Source organism: Streptomyces sp. YGL11-2, from assembly GCF_050054615.1.
GTDB lineage: Bacteria > Actinomycetota > Actinomycetes > Streptomycetales > Streptomycetaceae > Streptomyces.
Map to the genome: position 1 here is coordinate 152,672 of NZ_JBNHIN010000007.1, position 1,793 is coordinate 154,464.

Genomic DNA, 1,793 nt, shown 5'->3' on the forward strand with positions numbered 1-1,793 from the left:
CCGCCCGGCAGGCGGCCAGGGCGGTCCGGGGAGCGGGGACGAGGGCGGGGAGCACGGTGGTCCGCAGGGCGGTGGCGGCGGTCCGGGCGGCGGAGGCGAGCCGGGAGCCGGAGGAGGGGGCGCCGGCGCCGGACGGCGGGGCCAGGGCGTGCCGGATGCGGGGTGGCAGCAGGGCGGCGGCGCCCCGGCCGAGGGTGTGCCAGGCAGTGCCGGCGAAGGTCGCGACCGCGGTGCCCGGGACGTAGAGCAGCGCGCCGATCGGGTCGGCGGACAGCCGGCCGGTCGAGGTGTAGAGCAGCGCACCGGCCGCGACCAGCAGGTATCCGGCGAGCAGCGCGCCGAGCAGGGTGCGCGGCGGGACCGCGGGGTCGGGGCCGGGCGCCGGGTCGGCATCGTCGTCGGACGCGGTGGCCAGGGTGTGCCGGGCGGACCGGTGGAGCAGCCAGACCGGGAGCACCGCGAGCAGCAGTGGCGGCACCCCGATCGGTGCTTCGTCGCGGAGGAGGCCGCCGCCGTGTGCCATGAACCACAGGTCGGCGGCGAGGTGCAGCGACCGGGACGGGCCGCTGTCGGGGTACGGGGAGGCGACCCAGAGGAGCAGGACGGCGACCGCGAAGGCTCCGAGGCCGAGGCCGGCGGCGGTCACCCCGCCGACGAACGCGGCGCCGATCGCGGAGGATCGCTGCGCGGCGGTGCGGCCGTGCGAGGACAACGCGGGACCGCGATCGATCGGCTGACTCACACCGTCATGCTGCCAACAACACCCGTTTCATCCATGTACTGGGCATTTGCCCGACGTGTCGCGCGGGATCCGCCGGCGCCCGTTTTCACACTGCTCCTATGACACAGCGCGACCGGCGGCACCTCGCCCCCGTCCCCGACACCACGTCAGAAACTGGCGAGGAAACCAAGCCTGATGGACCGTCAGAAGCCTTCGACGCGCTCTACGACGGCCACGCCGGGCCCCTGACCCAGCAGGCGTACCTGCTCACCGGCCGGGCCCGGCTCGCCCGCCGGGCCGTCGAGCGGGCCTTCCAGACGGCCTGGCAGCGGTGGCCGGAAGTAGCGGTCGACGCGGATCCGGTGGGCTGGGTGCGGGCCGCCGCCCACGACCACGCGCTCGCCCCCTGGCGGCGGCTGCGGCCCCGGGCCGCCGAGCGCCCCCGGCCAGAGACGCCCGCACCGCCGCCCCTCCCGCCCGCGGACCGGGCGCTGCTGGAGACGGTGCTGGCGCTGCCCGCCCCGTACCGCCGCACCTTACTGCTGCACGACGGGGTCGGGCTCGGGCTGGACGAGACCGCGGCGGAGGTGGAGGCCAGCATCCCGGCGGCGACCGGACGGCTGACCCACGCCCGCGAGTACCTCGCCGAGCGGCTGCCGGAGCTGGGGCTCAGGGAGCTGCCGCCGGGGCGCCAGGGCGCGGTGCTGCACAACCGGCTGGCCGCGCTGACCGCGTCCCGGCCGGTGGCGCCACCGCCCGCGCGGACCGTACGGGAGAGCAGCGAGCGACGCACCCGGCGGACCACCCGCGCGGGCTTCGGGGTGACCGGGCTGCTGGCACTGACCGCGGTGTCGGTGGCGATCACCTCGCCGGGCGGCCACGCCCCGCCGCCGGAGCGCTCCGTGGCGGCCTCGCCGACCCGGGAGGTCCGGCTGGCCCGGCCGGAGCACCGGGCGGCACCGGACCGTCGGGCCGCGCACCGCGCGCGGCACCCCGGCGCCCGCCTCACCCCGGACGTCCTGCGCTGAACCACCGCCCGCAGGCGCAACGGCCGTGGGCCCGCACCCCTGGG

2 protein-coding genes are annotated in these 1,793 nt (G+C 78.1%); one reads left to right on the forward strand and one right to left on the reverse strand.

Features of this window, described 5'->3' with window-relative positions:
* On the reverse strand, positions 1–742 hold a 742-nt coding region (locus ACO1BR_RS11065; RefSeq protein WP_426794857.1), incomplete at its 3' end, for a DUF6350 family protein.
* 98 nt (positions 743–840) lie between these two features.
* Here ACO1BR_RS11065 and ACO1BR_RS11070 point away from each other — a divergent pair.
* Positions 841–1,749: an RNA polymerase sigma factor gene (locus ACO1BR_RS11070; protein WP_426794858.1), complete on the forward strand. Its 909-nt coding sequence runs from the start codon at positions 841–843 to the stop codon at positions 1,747–1,749.
* Positions 1,750–1,793 lie beyond the last annotated feature (44 nt).

Coding starts and splice junctions, on each gene's coding strand:
- ACO1BR_RS11070 (WP_426794858.1), top strand. CDS start 841: ATGACACAGCGCGACCGGCGGCACCTCGCCCCCGTCCCCGACACCACG.